This is a genomic window from Natronospira elongata, assembly GCF_034931365.1.
Taxonomy (GTDB): domain Bacteria; phylum Pseudomonadota; class Gammaproteobacteria; order Natronospirales; family Natronospiraceae; genus Natronospira; species Natronospira elongata.
Window position 1 is genome coordinate 1 of record NZ_JAYGII010000046.1, and the last position, 14,774, is coordinate 14,774.

Annotated in this window: 20 protein-coding genes and 1 pseudogene; 9 read left to right on the forward strand and 12 right to left on the reverse strand. The window is 58.9% G+C overall.

Translation table 11 applies throughout. The features are described from left to right. The 4 genes from VCB98_RS12575 to VCB98_RS12585 all read left to right on the forward strand — a co-directional run. On the forward strand, positions 1–242 hold a 242-nt coding region (locus tag VCB98_RS12575; protein WP_374729218.1), incomplete at its 5' end, for a DUF3185 family protein. A gap of 30 nt (positions 243–272) precedes the next feature. After that, positions 273–419, forward strand: coding sequence for a lmo0937 family membrane protein (locus VCB98_RS12580; protein ID WP_346053079.1), 147 nt, complete (start codon positions 273–275; stop codon positions 417–419). Positions 420–547: 128 nt separating this feature from the next. Beyond that, a complete protein-coding gene (locus VCB98_RS13975; RefSeq protein WP_374729219.1) occupies positions 548–799 on the forward strand; it encodes a DUF3185 family protein in 252 nt (83 codons plus the stop codon). Positions 800–894: 95 nt separating this feature from the next. After that, a complete protein-coding gene (locus VCB98_RS12585; RefSeq protein ID WP_346053081.1) occupies positions 895–2,295 on the forward strand; it encodes a diguanylate cyclase domain-containing protein in 1,401 nt (466 codons plus the stop codon). On the opposite strand, the gene VCB98_RS12590 is transcribed toward VCB98_RS12585, so the two are convergent. From VCB98_RS12590 to VCB98_RS12600, 3 genes are all read right to left on the reverse strand, one after another. Further along, on the reverse strand, positions 2,285–2,983 hold the full coding sequence (locus tag VCB98_RS12590) for a Crp/Fnr family transcriptional regulator (RefSeq protein ID WP_346053083.1): 699 nt from the start codon (positions 2,981–2,983) through the stop codon (positions 2,285–2,287). The genes VCB98_RS12585 and VCB98_RS12590 overlap by 11 nt on opposite strands. Before the next feature lie 154 nt (positions 2,984–3,137). Next, the gene (locus tag VCB98_RS12595) at positions 3,138–3,857 is read right to left on the reverse strand and encodes a Crp/Fnr family transcriptional regulator (protein ID WP_346053085.1); all 720 of its coding nucleotides are present in this window, start codon (positions 3,855–3,857) and stop codon (positions 3,138–3,140) included. Between the two features lie 150 nt (positions 3,858–4,007). Beyond that, positions 4,008–4,583, reverse strand: coding sequence for a TetR/AcrR family transcriptional regulator (locus tag VCB98_RS12600; RefSeq protein WP_346053087.1), 576 nt, complete (start codon positions 4,581–4,583; stop codon positions 4,008–4,010). A 152-nt stretch (positions 4,584–4,735) separates the two neighbouring features. On the opposite strand from VCB98_RS12600, the gene VCB98_RS12605 reads away from it, so the two are divergent. Beyond that, positions 4,736–5,569, forward strand: a complete 834-nt coding sequence (locus VCB98_RS12605) for a class I SAM-dependent methyltransferase (protein ID WP_346053089.1) — start codon at positions 4,736–4,738, stop codon at positions 5,567–5,569. A 49-nt stretch (positions 5,570–5,618) separates the two neighbouring features. Here VCB98_RS12605 and VCB98_RS12610 read toward each other — a convergent pair whose 3' ends face one another. Beyond that, complete coding sequence (locus tag VCB98_RS12610) at positions 5,619–5,780, reverse strand: hypothetical protein (protein WP_346053091.1); 162 nt, start codon at positions 5,778–5,780, stop codon at positions 5,619–5,621. Between the two features lie 256 nt (positions 5,781–6,036). On the opposite strand from VCB98_RS12610, the gene VCB98_RS12615 reads away from it, so the two are divergent. Further along, positions 6,037–7,008 carry a S1C family serine protease gene (locus tag VCB98_RS12615; RefSeq protein WP_346053093.1) on the forward strand — a complete coding sequence of 324 codons (972 nt, stop codon included), beginning with the start codon at positions 6,037–6,039 and terminating at the stop codon, positions 7,006–7,008. On the opposite strand, the gene VCB98_RS13980 is transcribed toward VCB98_RS12615, so the two are convergent. The 3 genes and pseudogenes from VCB98_RS13980 to VCB98_RS12620 all read right to left on the reverse strand — a co-directional run bounded on the left by VCB98_RS13980 (position 6,932) and on the right by VCB98_RS12620 (position 7,569). Continuing rightward, positions 6,932–7,282, reverse strand: a complete 351-nt coding sequence (locus VCB98_RS13980; protein ID WP_374729220.1) for a DUF6691 family protein — start codon at positions 7,280–7,282, stop codon at positions 6,932–6,934. The two genes, VCB98_RS12615 and VCB98_RS13980, sit on opposite strands and share 77 nt — an antisense overlap. Further along, positions 7,266–7,460: pseudogene (locus VCB98_RS13985) on the reverse strand (DUF6691 family protein); the annotation flags it as partial. The gene VCB98_RS13980 and the pseudogene VCB98_RS13985, both read right to left, overlap by 17 nt. Continuing rightward, complete coding sequence (locus tag VCB98_RS12620; protein WP_346053095.1) at positions 7,414–7,569, reverse strand: hypothetical protein; 156 nt, start codon at positions 7,567–7,569, stop codon at positions 7,414–7,416. The gene VCB98_RS12620 and the pseudogene VCB98_RS13985, both read right to left, overlap by 47 nt. Before the next feature lie 378 nt (positions 7,570–7,947). Between VCB98_RS12620 and VCB98_RS12625 the strand changes: the two genes are divergently transcribed. The 3 genes from VCB98_RS12625 to VCB98_RS12635 are packed head-to-tail and all read left to right on the forward strand — an operon-like array spanning position 7,948 to position 9,483. Beyond that, positions 7,948–8,382: a universal stress protein gene (locus VCB98_RS12625; RefSeq protein ID WP_346053098.1), complete on the forward strand. Its 435-nt coding sequence runs from the start codon at positions 7,948–7,950 to the stop codon at positions 8,380–8,382. Between the two features lie 53 nt (positions 8,383–8,435). Next, a complete protein-coding gene (locus VCB98_RS12630) occupies positions 8,436–8,804 on the forward strand; it encodes a TraR/DksA family transcriptional regulator (protein ID WP_346053100.1) in 369 nt (122 codons plus the stop codon). Between the two features lie 19 nt (positions 8,805–8,823). Next, complete coding sequence (locus tag VCB98_RS12635; protein WP_346053102.1) at positions 8,824–9,483, forward strand: thiopurine S-methyltransferase; 660 nt, start codon at positions 8,824–8,826, stop codon at positions 9,481–9,483. Positions 9,484–9,495: 12 nt separating this feature from the next. Here the strand turns inward: VCB98_RS12635 and VCB98_RS12640 are convergent, their stop codons facing one another. The 5 genes from VCB98_RS12640 to VCB98_RS12660 all read right to left on the reverse strand — a co-directional run. Next, on the reverse strand, positions 9,496–10,251 hold the full coding sequence (locus VCB98_RS12640) for an SDR family NAD(P)-dependent oxidoreductase (RefSeq protein ID WP_346053104.1): 756 nt from the start codon (positions 10,249–10,251) through the stop codon (positions 9,496–9,498). A 92-nt stretch (positions 10,252–10,343) separates the two neighbouring features. Continuing rightward, the gene (locus VCB98_RS12645) at positions 10,344–11,498 is read right to left on the reverse strand and encodes a site-2 protease family protein (RefSeq protein WP_346053106.1); all 1,155 of its coding nucleotides are present in this window, start codon (positions 11,496–11,498) and stop codon (positions 10,344–10,346) included. A gap of 38 nt (positions 11,499–11,536) precedes the next feature. Next, positions 11,537–11,782 (reverse strand): acyl carrier protein, encoded by a 246-nt coding sequence (locus tag VCB98_RS12650; RefSeq protein ID WP_346053108.1) that lies wholly within the window; start codon positions 11,780–11,782, stop codon positions 11,537–11,539. Continuing rightward, positions 11,779–13,029, reverse strand: a complete 1,251-nt coding sequence (locus tag VCB98_RS12655) for a dihydrolipoamide acetyltransferase family protein (RefSeq protein WP_346053110.1) — start codon at positions 13,027–13,029, stop codon at positions 11,779–11,781. The genes VCB98_RS12650 and VCB98_RS12655 overlap by 4 nt, the downstream gene beginning before the upstream one ends. Next, on the reverse strand, positions 13,026–14,774 hold a 1,749-nt coding region (locus tag VCB98_RS12660), incomplete at its 5' end, for a pyruvate dehydrogenase complex E1 component subunit beta (protein WP_346053112.1). The genes VCB98_RS12655 and VCB98_RS12660, both read right to left, overlap by 4 nt.

Sequence of the window (14,774 nt, forward strand, 5' to 3'; positions counted from 1 at the left end):
GCGGACAGATATTGGCTTACAAGGAGATCATCATGAATATTAATCTGTTATTGGGAATCGTGCTTCTCGTCGTAGGGGCAGTGCTACTGTATTTCGGTTACACCGCCTCGCAGAGCTTGGGAGAGCAGGTTCATGAAACATTCACGGGTCGGTTTACTGAATCAACGACCTGGTACTTCATATTTGGAATCGCATCAGCCATCGGCGGTTTGGTGCTCGTTACATTCGGTGTGCGGAGCTAGTCGCCATTTGATGGCTGAAAGGAGAAGAAAATGCTCGAGATTATTGTTGTCGCACTGATTGTCCTCTGGCTACTTGGTTTCTTTACCTCAACCACAATGGGTGGCTTGATACATATCCTCCTGGTGATAGCGGTGGTTGTCGTCCTGATCAGGCTGATTCAGGGCCGTCGTATATAGCGGGAATTGTTTTTTCGTCCGTATGAGTGCCCGGCCCGGAAATCATCCATTGGGTGCGCTACCGAACAGACGGGCCGTCTGTGTCATGGTGCGATGGCTATCTTGATTACCTGAATGGGGAATTGGCCATGAATATCAGGCGGTTGCTGGGCTTGGTCTTTCTAGCATGTGCTGGGACGCTCCTGTACTTCGGATACAGTACGACGCAAACCCCTAGTGTGACGATTCACGAAACGCTGGTGAGCCGAGTTTTCGATCCGAATCACTGGTACTTTCTCGCCGGAATTGGCGCAACTATTGCTGGTTTCTTATTGCTCATTTCCCGAAGACGGTCCCGAACGGCCAATAGGCTGGAATTTAGAGCAAAATTTTTGCCTTAGATTCTTGGTGGCCAGGGTTTCTGCAGGGATAAGGACACATTCAAACGCCCATTACGAGTTTATCGAGTTGATAGATGACCGGGGAGCGTAACATTGTGAATCTTCAACGGGATCACCACCCACAAGCGCTGGTATCGAGAGCTGAGCCGGTAACGGTATTGTTTGTGGAGGCCAATATTGATGTGGCGCGGTTGGTTGAGGAGGCTCTGCTAGGTGCCGGAGAAGGTGTTTTCCGTGTTGAATGGGTGACGAACCTTGCGTTAGCACTAGATCGAGTGGCGCAGGGCGATATCGAGGTTGTCCTGGCCGGCATGAGCTTGCCTGACTGCGCTGGTCCCGAAGTATTCAAGCAATTGCGCCTGGCAACCCCCGACTCACTGGTGCTGCCATTGAGTGAGATCGGCACCCATTCAGCACAGATCGATGGCGATGAACTGGAGCCGGATGAGAATGCAATCGATATGGACTGGCTGCCGGGCGCACTGCACTACGTGACGCGTCGAAAAGCGACCGAGGCGGCCTGGCGGGTGGCGGATGAAGCCCTTTTCGAGGAAAAGGAGCGCGCTCGAGTGACGCTGGGGTCCATCGGTGACGCGGTTTTGGTCACCGATATTCAGGGAAAAGTAACTTACCTCAATCAGGTTGCCGAGGAACTGACCGGCTGGCCCAGCTCCAATGCCGTTGGGAAACCGCTGCCCGCCGTGTTCAAGATCACTGATCGAGACAGTGGGAAACGCGCCAGAAACCCGGCTCTGCATGCCATGGCCGAAAATACCAACGTGGGGTTGGCGGCAAATTGCGTCCTACATCGCCTTGATGGCAGTGAAACCGGCATTGAGGATTCAGCGGCACCGGTACATGACCGATATGGTCGGGTTACGGGTGCGGTGATCGTTTTCCGCGATGTCAACCAGTCCCTCTCAATGACGCGAAAGATGGCGTGGCTAGCCGGTCATGATTCACTGACTGGATTGGCGAGTCGGCCACTCTTCGAGGAACGATTCAGACAGGTCATCAGCCTGGCCAACCGTCATGAAAGACAGGCTGCGATGCTGTTTGTCGATCTGGATAATTTCAAGAATATCAATGATCGCCTGGGTCATAGGGTCGGTGATCATGTTCTTAAGGCGGTGGCCGATCGTCTGCTTCACGGGGTCCGTGATACCGATACGGTATGCCGACAAGGGGGAGATGAGTTTCTGATCTTGTTGGCGGATGTGGCAGATGCGTCAGCGGCCGAGCAGGCTGCAAAGAAGCTTCTTAGCTTATTTTTGAACCCGCTGTTGGTTGACGGCCATGAGGTGAAAGTCACCTTAAGTATCGGAATCAGCATGTATCCGGCGAATGGAAAGGAAATGGATGCCTTGATTGAACATGCAGATATCGCCATGTTTCAGGCTAAGACGAGAGAGGAGAATGCTTGCGGCTTCTTTACTGCCAAAGGGGATGGGGAGGTTGGCAATGAGCGTGCCGCCCGGGCGTTTACTACGCCATAATCCGTCTATAGACTGCTCGGTCCGCTTTGTAACAACTGCACGCTGCGGCTTCCAGACCACGCCGATCGAGTATTTCAATATGGCCGCGACAGTAGTCGATCAAGCCCCGTTCCTGCATTTTCCTGGCCGCAGCAGTCACTCCTACGCGGCGAACACCGAGCATGCAGGCGAGAAATTGCTGCGTGATATCGAAATTGTCACTTCTGGCCCGGTCCCGAGTCATCAGCAGCCAGCGTGCCAGCCTTGCTTCTACGAGGTGGAAGCGGGTACAGGCCGAGGTTTGTGCCAGTTGCTCGATCATTACATGAAGGTAATGCATTACTATCCTGCGTAGCCGCGGATATCGCTCGATCAGGGTTGTGAAAACGGCAACGTCCATGCGCAAGGTGGTTCCGGCGCCCTGAACCAGAGCCCGAGTCGGTGCACTGCCAACCCCCAGTGCCAGGGTGGCGCCAAGCATGCCTTCTGCACCCACCAATCCGGATTCCAGGGCCGGTTTTTCATTCATGATGGTTATCAGGGAGATGAATCCCCGGAGTGGAAAGTACACATGACTGTATGTCGCGCCGGATTCCACGAGGGTTTCACCAAACTTCAGAGTCAGCTCATCACACTGTGACAAGATCTCGGCACGCTCGCTTTCCGGTAATAGTGCAAGCAGACGATTGCTGGCAACGCGGGCCGTCATTGGGAGGACTCCTGGTGATTGATCGAACCCTGGGAGGCAGGGATGTACGGGAGTCAGGGCATGCACTGTGGCCAGAACAGGCGGCCTGGGTCAGGCCCGTAAGAGAAACTCTGGCATAAGGGAGAGGCAGTGTCGGGGCGGTAGCGTACAAAGTTCAGCGGGATGGTCTTTCCGCCAGGAGTCGATCATATTCACGTTTGACAACACCGTAGCATTCACAGGCGCGCTTCTCCAGGCCGGGCCGATCCAGGAGGGTGATGTGCCCACGGTGATAACGGATCAGGCCCGCATGCTGTAGTCGACCGGCGGCCTCCGTGACCCCTTCACGTCTGACACCCAGCATATTGGCAATCAGTTCCTGGGTCATGATCAGCTCATTGGAAGGCAGGCGGTCTTGACTGATCAGCAACCAGCGGCAGAGCTGTTGATCCAGGCTGTGATGGCGGTTGCAGACAGCGGTTTGGGCCATCTGGGTCAGCAGGGCCTGGGTGTAGCGCAGAAGGAGGTGTTGCATGGGCCCTCCCCGGTAGAATTCGCTCTTGAGTGCGCGGCCCGGCAATTTATAGGCTTTGCCGGCGGATTGCACCACGGCCTGGCTGGGCGTGGTTTCCCCCCCCATGAAGAGTGAAACGCCGACAATGCCCTCGTGTCCGACGATGGCGATTTCTGCCGAGTCGCCGTCTTCCATGACGCACAGCAGGGAGACGATGGAGTCCACCGGAAAATAGACATGCTGCATTTCAATGTAGGGTTCGCAGAGGGTATCGCCGAGGCGTAGGTCGGCCAGCTCGAGATTCGGTGCTATACGCGCGTATTCATCGGGTGGTAGAGCGGCGAGCAGATGATTCTGACTGGGGTCGGGTTGATTGGACATGGGTATGCGCCCCTCTTGGTGGGCTGTGTTCCCCGGTGAAGCGGGTTTGTTTTCTCATAATGGATGCTATCACGATTCAGGGTGGTATGTACGCTATAGGACATTGGAAAGCGGGCCGCGGGGGCAGGCCGGCCGGGCGTAGGATGCGCTTTAGCGATTGACAGCCAGGGTGATCAAGTCGGCTACTTCATCTCCTACCGTCACGATAAGCGTTGCATCCTGGTGGCTTCTCGCCATGATCAGTGCCCCTTCCAGACTGGCGGTGATCGTGTTGGCGACTCGGCCAGCCCTTTCGAAGCTCAGGCCACCAGCCAAAAGGGCTTCTCGATACATTTCCGTCCACTCATCAATGGCGGCCCGACAGGCAGCAGCCAGTTTTGTGGAAACGTGGGGCGAGTCCAGGATGATAGGGGCGACGGGGCATCCAAAGCCGTAGTCGGAGCGGGTCATTTCCTCGGCCGCTGCCTGAAAAAATGCCTTGACGCCGTCTGCGGGATGGGAGGCCGATGCCAGGCACTCCCTAAGCACCTGGGAAGCTTCTTCGATCCCGCTTTGCATGGCTTCCGCCACTAGCGCTTCCTTGCCGCCCGGAAAATGAAAATAGAGGGATCCCCGGGGGCTGCCGCTTTCCTCAAGGATATCGTTCAGGCTCACTCCGTGCAGTCCACGCAGCTGGATCAGCCGCAAGGTGGTCTGGAGCATTCGCTTTCTGGTTTCGTTACCCATGGTCCTCTTTTTACCATTATTGACAAAATATGACGATCGGTCTATATACTATGATAGTCGGTCTAGTGGCCGATTGCGTTGCCGAGGACCATTCCCGCAGGCGGGTGGCCCGGCAGGGCCAGCACGATTGCTTCTGCTATACGGAGGTCATCATGAATCAGGTGCATTCGATGGAGAGTGGGCCCGGGGTGTCAGTACAGCCCCATCACGAGGACGCCGCCCGTACCTGGAATCTTGGCGGCAGCCATTACGACAATATCAGCTTCGGCGTTTCAGACGCGCTGGCCCATGCGGCCCAGCGACTCAATCCGCGGCCCGGTCAGGAGATTCTTGATGTGGCGACGGGCACAGGCTGGACAGCACGCAATATGGCCCGTGCCGGAGCGAATGTGACCGGCGTGGATATCGCCTCCGAGTTGCTGGAAGCGGCGGAGACGCTGTCGGCGCACCTGCGACCGGCGGTCCGGTTTCGGCAGGCTGACGCCGAACGGCTGCCTTTCGACGATGGCCATTTCGACGGCGTGATCTCCACTTTTGGAGTGATGTTTGCGGCAGATCAGGCGCAGGCCGCACGCGAACTGGCGCGGGTGTGTCGCCGGGGTGGTCGTCTGTCACTGGCGGTGTGGGCACCGGAGGGTGCGGTCCAGGAATTCTTCGGGGTGATCGGCAAACACAGTGGCGACCCGGCCCCGGAACCGTCACCACTGGCTTGGGGCGATCCCGACCATGCCCGGGCGCTGCTGGGGCAAGATTTTGAACTCTGGTTTGAACCGGGTGTGAATCACCATTATTTCGACAAGGTGGAAGATGCCTGGCAATGGTATGCCCGCGGCTTCGGCCCGATCCGACAGGTCATGAAGCAGCTGTCCGAAAGCGAGCAGGCTGCCTTTAAGCAGGATGTTGACGCCTACCATGGTCGCTACGCCACTGAGGCGGGCCTGCATATCGAGCGGGAGTACCTGCTTATTACTGGTCGGCGCAAGTAATCCCGCTGACGCATATTCCATGCGGGGGATACCCCCTCGCATGGTGTTTTCACGCGTCCCGAAGGTCGGCCTTTAGTCCGATGGTGAGGTTGTCCCGCATCAGCTGCTGGGTGAGCCTCAGCGTGATCACTTGGCGGAATTCTTTTGGCACGGTGGCCGACTCACCCTGGAATCCGACTTCCAGTTCAACAAAGTCCTGCAGCCATTCCACGTAGTACTGAGTACCTAGGGTCAGCTTGGTGGCAATCTCCTGTTCGTAACCGACGGGAAAACAGACTTCAGTAAAATAATGTCAAGCGCGGTGATTCGACTTCAGTCGTGGACGTTACGCAGGCCGAGCGCAGGGCCCAATTGCTTCAATGGGACTTTAAGGTAGCTCACGCCATTGTCTTCCGTCGGCGGCAACTGACCGGCTCGCATATCGACTTGCACCGAGGGAATGATCAGTTGAAGATGGGTGGTCTTGATTGAGGTTCCCTTATTCTGATGTTTTGATTATGCCGCCTGAAGTTGTCATGCGCCCTGTCTTAAGCCTGTTTCCGGTTTTGCTGTTGGGCCTGTCCGGATGCGCTGGCTATTCGGAGGTCAGCCCGGCTCCGGAATTCATCGATGCCATGTCACCGGCATTTACGGTCGGGGTGCCGGAGGAAGAGCCATTGCCACCCCTGATCGAAGAGGGCTTGTCCCAGGAGGAATTGGCCAGGATTCAAGTCCATCGCCGGACCCACCGGGCTGTGGTAAGCGTGACTACCTTGAGCGCCTATCGCAGTCGTTGGGCCGGAGCTCAACGACTGATTGTGTCGCTGTACGACGGCAGTCTGTATCCGGCCCAGCTGATAGGTTCAGACCCAGAGATGGATTTGGCTGTGCTGCGATTCGATCCCATGGGATGGCCGTTGACCGTGTTGCCCTTTGCCGACAGTGGGAGGGTCCAGGTAGGTCAGTCGGTTCTGACCTTGGGTAATCCCTTTGGCTTGGAAGGTACCCTGACTGTCGGCGTTGTATCGGTGCTTAATTGGCCGGTGCAACTGCAATCCGGCTATATTATTCGTGACCTGATTCAATCCGATGCGTCCATCAACCCCGGGAACTCCGGTGGTCCTTTGCTCAACTCCCAGGGTCGGCTTATCGGCATCAATTCCATGTTGATTGGGCCCTCGGCCGGTAGTGTGGGGATCAGTCTTTCCATTCCTTCCAATACGGTGCGGCGGATAGCCCGGCAAATTATGCAGGAAGGTCGGGTGGTGCGAGGTTGGATCGATATTGAAGGTCTGGCCTTTGCGCTCGGCGCGTTTGATCTGAGCAGGGAAGCAGGCCGCATCGCGGCCTTGATGACCGGTAGTAGTGACGGCAGGTACCGCTTTAGCCGTCAGTGGCCGGACGGGTTCTCCGGTCGAGTATGTGCCACGCAAGAAAGCCCACTAGCATCGAGACCGTGAATATCAGCGGCTCGTAGAACGCCATCTCGTGGATACTCAATGCCATCGCGCCAATACCCGGTCCCGGGCAATAGCCGGCCAGTCCCCAGCCGATCCCGAACAGGCCCGCGTCGAGCAACAACTGGCAGTTGATGTCCTGGCCCTCCGGCCACTGGAGGCCGGGAGCGAAGACGGGCTTGCCCATTTTGCGGACCAGGTAGAAACCCGGGCAGGGTGACGGCAATGGTGCCGACCATGACGAAGGCCAGGCTGGGGTCCCAGTTTCCGAGGACATCAAGGAAGCCCAGCACCTTGAGTGGGTTGATCATCTGGGAGATTGCCAAACCGAGGCCGAAAAGCGCCATCAGGAGCACGGCAGCGAGGCCGATTAGTACGCCGCCGAGCAAGGCAGAGAAGGATGTGAATTCAGTCATGAGCACTCCGTTTTCCGGCCTTCTGCCAGGTTGTGACATTGCCGCTCAAGGGGGAGATAGGGGCGCGGTTGGCATAGACGGCAAAGTGCAGCTCAGGAAACAGCTCCCGACGCTCCAGCCGCGTCTGGTTGGCTCGCTCAATCGACATCAGCAGCTCCGCAGTCAATCATCAAACCCGGACGATCATGGCAACTTCCCGGGAGATGACCAAATTGCGGCACTTTTTGGGCGCTATACACAGGCAATTTGCGGTGTATGGAGCCCTATCAGCGCGTCGCTCGCTTGGGCAGGGATGGGTGCCGGAAGAGTGCCGGTTCACCGCTGAGATTGCTAAGGGCTCCATTGAACGGCGCCTTCCTTGATCTGCATCAACACCGGGACTAGCGGATAAGAGGAGACTGACTGAGCACGAGGCCGATTTGGTGTCGGGCGACAGGCCGTAACAGGCAGGCTCAGATTGTGGGAGTGTCGGGGTTCTGCGGCACTTCTTTTGCAGATATCGGCGTTCGATTGGCGGGAGTCGGGAATGTTCAGATCAATCCTGGTCGGCGTATATCCAGAGCATGATGATGAAGCGGACGCATGCATTCGCATGGCGATGCGTTTGCTGGAGGAGGGCGGCAAGCTGGTTCTGGTGTCAGTGGTTGATCGCCCAGAAGGTCCCACCTTCTTTCCGGCATTGGAAAATGAGGAGGAGATCAAGGCGGCTGTTCAGCATTTGGAACGAGCGTTGACCGTGTTGGTCCGGAAGCAGGTTCCGCTTGGAATAGACGTCGATTCCATCGTAAGGGTCGGTCAGCCCGGCAAACGGCTGGTGGCTGAATCCGGTGAACGGCAGAGCGATCTTGTCATCGTGTTTGAGCATGAGCACCTCTGGCCCCTGAGCCGAGATACCGTCAACTATCTGCTCTCCCATGCGGGATGTCCGGTGCTGGTACTGCCCCAACAGACGCATGTCTAGACTGGCGGTGCGAACACTACACAGTGGCAAGGATGATAAAGGAGAAAAGAATTATGCCAACAATGGACCGCTTTAATGCCATACTCAATGGCAAGCGTGATGCTGTGCTTGCCGATATTCGTCGGCTCCAGAACGAAGAAAAAAGCCTCTCCCGGGATGTGGGGTTGCGGGAGGTGATGGACACCAAGGATATTTCCTTCCGGGATAGCGTTGCCGTTATTCGTAATGCCGGCCTGCGCCGGGAGGCGGAAGAGCTGGAGGATATCCGGGCCGCTCTGGCTCGAATCGAGAACGGCAGCTACGGAATATGCATCGTTTGTGACGAGGTGATTCCCGAGGCGCGGCTGGAGGCGTGGCCTACGGCGAAACGCTGTCGCCCATGTCAGGAGAAACGGGAAGCCGAAAAGGCAGGCAGACACTGAAGCGGGAGGAGGGCTTCGCATGGATCCGGAATTCTGGCGCGAGCGCTGGCAAAACGAGCAGATCGGGTTTCACGAAGGGCAGGTCAACAAGCACCTTCAGATGTACTGGCAGTACCTTGAACCACTTCCGGGGGAGAAGGTGCTGGTGCCCTTGTGTGGCAAGGCCCATGATCTGGCCTGGTTGCGGGACCAGGGGCATCATGTCATTGGTGTGGAGCTGAGTGATCTCGCCTGTGCCGCTTTCTTCGCCGAGCGGGGTATTGATCCCCAGGAGAACGCAGGGCAACGGTTCACCTGTTATCGCCACAAGGACATCGAGCTCTGGTGCGGTGATTTCTTCCAGTTGACCGCCGATGATATCGGGCCGGTTGCATTGGTCTATGACCGAGCTGCTCTGATTGCGCTGCCACCTGAGATGCGCCAGCGTTATGCGGATCATCTCCTGCGTATCACCGGGCCGGAGACCCGAATACTGCTGGTGACACTCGATTACCCACCGCAGTCGGGCTTTGAGGGGCCGCCGTTCAATGTCAGTGATGCCGAAGTGGAGCGCCTTTTCGGACAAGGCCATCGCATCGAGTGTCTGCACCACACACGCCTGCCCCAGGACGACGGTTTGCGAAAACGGGGGCTGAGCGGGGGTAGCGAGTCGGTCTTTCTCCTGCAACGTAATAACTAACGCGAGGGCGGTTCAAGCCGCTACATACCCGCCGTCTACGGCTATGGCCTGGCCGGTAATGAAGCTCGCTTCCTTGCAACTGAGCCAGACGATCGTGTTAGCGACTTCCTCGGGTGTTGCCATGCGCTTCATGGGGTGCATGTTACGGAACTGCTCCACCACGTCGGCCTTTTTCCCGGTAATCCGGTCGATCATTTCCGTCTGCACGGCCCCCGGACATACGGCGTTGATGCGTATGCCTTGCTCGGCGTACTCGATGGCGGCAGTGCGTGTCAGCTGCACGACGCCACCCTTGGAGGCGCAATAGGCCGGCAGCTTGGGGAAGCCGATCAGGCCGGCGATGGAGGCCACATTGATGATGCTGCCCTTGCCGCGTTCCAGCATCAGGGCCAGTTCTTCGCCCATGCAAATGAAAAGCCCGCGCAGGTTGACGGCCATTACGCGATCGAAGTTCTCCAGGCTGCTATCCGCCGTTGGGGCCTGATCACCTTCGATGCCGGCATTATTGCAGGCGTAATCCAGCTGCCCGAATTCCTGCTTCACACCGGTCATCATCGATGCCACGGAGTCGGAGTCACTCACATCACAATGCAGGTATAGGGCGCGCTGGCCGATCCGTTCGATTTCCTCAACGACTCCTTGGGCATCGTCATCATGCAGGTCTGCGATGGCAACATGGCAGCCCTTGCGTGCATAGGCCAGGGCCGTAGCCCGTCCAATGCCACGCGCACCCCCTGTTATCAGAGCTATGGAATCTTCGTCTTTCATCTCCCTGTCTCCTATCTGCTTTAGATGGCAATTGGTCTAGCTGTAATCCAGGTTGATATCCGACCCATTGCTTCCCATCAAGGGATTCCACGTTAGGCAGATGGGGCTCGATTGGACGGACGCGAAGTGGGCTGAGTGGCCAGGTGGATCTCGATGGCCTGGAGCAGGCGTTGGCGGTCTATCCAGCCGGTGACTCGGTCCTCGTCGACCACCGGAAGCTGGTTCAGGCCATGCTCGGTCATGATGCCAAGAACCTCTTCCGGATCACTCTCAGGGGCCACATGGTGGAGACGGTCGATTGGGGTCATGAATTGACTCACTGGGGTATGGTCCCAACGCTCTCTGGGTAAGTGCTTGATATCTGACAGGGTCAGCAAACCAAGGACGTCACCGCCTCCCGTGATCATGTAGGCTCGGCGTGCCTCGGGGACTACCCGCTGACTGATCCACTCCGACACCGGCGTCCGGGCATCCACTGATGGCACATGATGCTCGGCCAGGTCTCCGGCAGTGATCCCCGCCAGGCGCTCGCGCAGATCGTAATGCTTGCCGTGACCCTCGGCCAGAAAAAGCAGGAACCAGGCAATCAGGATGATCCATAGGCCCCCGATGAGGTTGCCGAAGAACAGCCCGTTCCAGATGCCCAGGGCAAACAGACCGTAGGCCACCACCCGGCCCCCCATGACCGCCGCCCGGACACCTTTGCGGGCATCGCCGGTAAACCGCCAGACCGCTGCCCGGAAAACACGCCCCCCGTCCAGGGGAAAGCCCGGAATCAGGTTGAAAACCGCCACGATCAGGTTGATGGCCCCTAGCCAGCCAAAGGCCACCGACAGGGCTTCACTGAAGGGGTTGCTGAGCACGGACAGGAGGAAAAAACCGACTGCCAGGGCCAGACTCACCAACGGCCCGGCAATGGCTATTCGGAACTCATCCTCCGGGTTGTCGCTGTCGCGGCCCAGCTGGGCCATGCCGCCGAATATGAACAGGGTGATGGATTTCACCGGCACGCCGCGACGGATGGCCACAATACTGTGGCCCATTTCATGGGCGAGAATGGACGCGAAAAAAAGCAGGGCGGTGAACAGGGCCGTCAACAGTGAGGTGATCAGGGCCCATTCCGGGTGGTGATGTTGCAGGGTCGTGGTCAGGGTGACCATCAGCAGGGCAAAGATGACCAGCCAGCTGATATGCACTTGCAGTCGAATGCCATGGATGTGGCCCAATACCAGTACCGTCTTGAACATGACAATGGCCCTTGTGGTTGAGCGCCCAGTGTTGGGTCTTATCCGGATTGCTGCGCCAGGTAGTCCAACAGTTCCCCCAAGCTTCGCATTCTCGCGTATTCCTGCTCCGGGATGTTGATCTTGAGTCGCTTGTGCAGGGCCATCAGCAGATTCATGGCATCCATGGAGTCCAGGTCGTATTCATCTCGCAGGTGGACGGCTTCGTCGATCCTGTTGGTGTCGATATCGGGTGCGATGTCGGACAGTTCTTCCAGTACAGCGCTTTTGAGATCCTCGCGGTTCACAGTGCCTCCGGTGTTTGCAGATGCTGATCAATCTCATTAAGAAAAAGCGCGCCGCTGTGTCCGTCACAGACCCGGTGGTCGGCGGCCAGGCTGAGCTTGACGCTCATATGTACTCCGATACCGTCGGGCAGGGCCACCGGCTGGCGGCGGGGGCGGCCAAAGCCGATCATGGCTACCTGCGGCGGGTGGATGACGCCAATGACGGTATCCACGCCCCGTTCACCCAGATTGGTCAGGGTGGCGGTACCCTGGCTCATCTCCGAGCCCTTCAGACCGCTACTCCGGGCCCGCTTGACCAGGTCCTGGAGTTGCCGCATCAGTTCCGGCAATGCGAGCTTGTCAGCGTCGAGGATGGCCGGGGCCACCAGGCCGCCGCCGCGCAGGTGAATGGCCAGGCCCAGGTTCACGGATTCGGCCGCCTGGAAGCCCGCTGCTTCATAATGGCCATTGAGATCCCCATGCTTTGCCAATGCCAGGGCGGTGGCTTTGGCAAAGAGGGCCGCCATGAGCAGCCGGGATTCCGGTGGGCGCTCGCGATTGTAGTCGGCCAGCCACGTTTCCGCGGCATGGAGATCCACGGTGGTGTCTAGGTAGTAGTGGGGGATTTCCCGCTTGGCCCGGCTCATGGCGGCCGCAATGGCCTGGCGCATGTCTTGGCGCATCTCCTGGGACCGGGGCTTGGCGGAGGGCTGTCGGCCAATGGCGGCGTCCACATCCGCAAGGACGATGGATTGCGCCGAGCCGCTGCCTTTTAGCGCGCTCAGGTCCACACCCGCTTCCCGCGCCCGTCGCCTTGCGGCAGGGGAGGCCATGGGTTTGGATTTGGCGGACACCGGTGGTGCGGTGGTGTCTGGCCTGCCAGTCGTGCTTTCTGCGCGCCGTGCTGACGGAGCCGGCTCGGGCGTGGCTGGCTTGGCCGCCGACGCCGGGGCTTGTGGCTCCGGCACCGTTTCCTCCTTCTCCTTCTCCTTCTCCTTCTCCTTCTCCCGGGGTGGTTCCGGGTGCTTGCCCTGCCCATCGCCGATGCGGGCCAGCGCCTGGCCTACCGGCACGGCCGTACCTTCCTCGACATACAGTTCTTCCACAATCCCGTCTTCGAAGACCTCCACATCAAGGGCGGCCTTGGCCGTATCCACCACCGCAATCACCTGGCCCCGGCTCACCCGCTCACCCGGCTGTACCTTCCATTCAATCAGGGTCCCGGCCTCCATGTCCGCGCCCATGGAAGGCATGGTGAAATCACTCATGGTTTTTCCCCCATGATGGCGCGGGTCGAACGGACGATGTCTTCCACTTGTGGCAGCGCGGCTTCCTCAAGATGGCGGGCATAGGGGATGGGGACTTCCTGGCTGCAGACCCGGGCAAGGGGGGCATCCAGAGACCAGAAAACCGTCTCCGTCAGGGTGGCCATGATTTCCCCGGCTAGGCTGCCTGTCTGCCAGCCTTCGTCCACGATGACAGCCCGACCGGTTCGGCCCACGCACGCCTGCAAGGTATCGGTATCCAGGGGCCGCAGCACCCGCAGGTCGATCACTTCGGCCTCGATCCCCTCCTTGGCAAGAACATCCGCCGCTTCCAGGCATTTGTAGAGACAACCGCCGTAGGTAATCAGGCTCACGTGTTGGCCGGGACGGCGGATGGCCGCCCGCTGGATATCCACGCCTTCCGGGTGTGGCGCCAAACTGCCCTGGCGGTTGTAGAGCATGACATGCTCGAAAATCAGCACCGGATTGGGGTCCTGAAGCGCTGCCCACAGCATGTAACGGGCATCCTCCGGGGTAGCGGGGGCCAGCACGCGGAGGCCCGGCACATGGGCAAACCAATTCTCGAAACTGTGGGAATGCTGGGCCGCCACCTGGCGACCGGCGCCGGTGGCCATGCGGATCACCAGTGGTACTGGAAACTGGCCACCGGACATGTGGAGCAGGGCAGCGGCAGTATTGACGATCTGGTCCATCGCCAAGAGGCTGAAGTTGACGGTCATGATCTCCACGATGGGCCGCATGCCGCCCAGGGCCGCACCAATGCCGGCCCCGGTGAAGGCATTTTCCGAGAGCGGCGTGTCCCTGACCCGATCGGGGCCGAATTGCTCGAGCATGTCGCGGGTGACGGCATAGCAGCCCCCGTAATGCCCGATGTCTTCCCCCATGATGAAGACCCGCGGGTCATGTTCCAGAGCCTCTTCAATGCCCCGTCGAAAGGCTTCTCTCAGCGTGACGTCCTGTGCCTCGGTTTCCGCGCCGGGCGGCGGTGGCATGGGGTCGGGCAGGGGGGCGCTCACATGTTCCAGGAGATCGCTTTCGGGTTCCCATTCGGCGGCCTCGGCAAAATTCACGGCGTCTTCGACTTCCTGGGCAATATCCGCTTCCAGGTCTTGCCGCTGGTCCGGACTTAAGAGACCGGCTTCGCTCATCCACTTGCCGAGCCGGTCGATGGGATCGCGTTTTTTCCATTCCTCCACTTCCGATTGATGCCGATAGAGTTGGGGATCGAACATGGAATGCGCGCGAAAACGATAGGTGTCACACTCGAGAAACTGTGGGCCTTCGCCGTTCCGGATGCTGTCCAGGGCACAGCGAGCGGCGGCTTCCACCCGGATCACGCTCATGCCATCCACGAGCTGCGCGGGAACGCCGATCGCTTCTGCCTTGCGGTGAATGGCGGTCTCGGCATGGGCCACCGCTATGGGAGTACCCATGGCGTACTGATTGTTCTCACAGACAAAAAGCACCGGCAACTTCCACAAGGCAGCCAGATTCAGGCTTTCATAAAAAGCACCCTCGGCGGCGGCGCCATCCCCCAGAAAACAGACCGTGGCGCGATCAATGCCCTGCAGGCGATCAGCCAGTGCCAGGCCCACGGCCAGTGGCAAGCCGCCGGCGACGATGGCATTGCCGCCATAGAAGCGGGCGTCGGCATCGAACAGGTGCATGGATCCGCCTCGGCCCAGGGAACAGCCGTCACGCTTGCCGTACATCTCGGCCATGACCCG